At 67.3% G+C, this 281-nt stretch carries 1 pseudogene; it reads left to right on the top strand.

Annotated features, from left to right (window positions below):
- Positions 1–59 precede the first annotated feature (59 nt).
- Positions 60–281, top strand: a pseudogene (locus ACYVO7_RS25845) (hypothetical protein); the annotation flags it as partial.

The raw sequence follows: 281 nt of genomic DNA, 5'->3' as shown, positions 1-281 counted from the left end.
ATCGGTGATCCTCTGGTCAGGTGCGTGTGTCGCAACCCGACCCTACCCGGAGATCGCCGGTGACCACCGATCAGCTACACCACCGCTGGGGACACGACCACGCCTTGCGCTCCGGCCGCGGGCCGCGCGAGTTCCTGCGCATGCTCAATGCGGAGCCTTACCGCGCCTTTGGCGAACTGGCCCACGCCGTTCAGACTGGTGAACCGACCTTCGAGCGGGTCTTCGGGCAACCGCGCTTCGCGTGGCTCGGCCAGAACCCCGAAGCGGCCGAGGTCTTCCAA

The sequence above is a fragment of the Alsobacter sp. SYSU BS001988 genome, from assembly GCF_054796215.1.
This window is presented reverse-complemented; position numbering and strand designations above follow the sequence as displayed.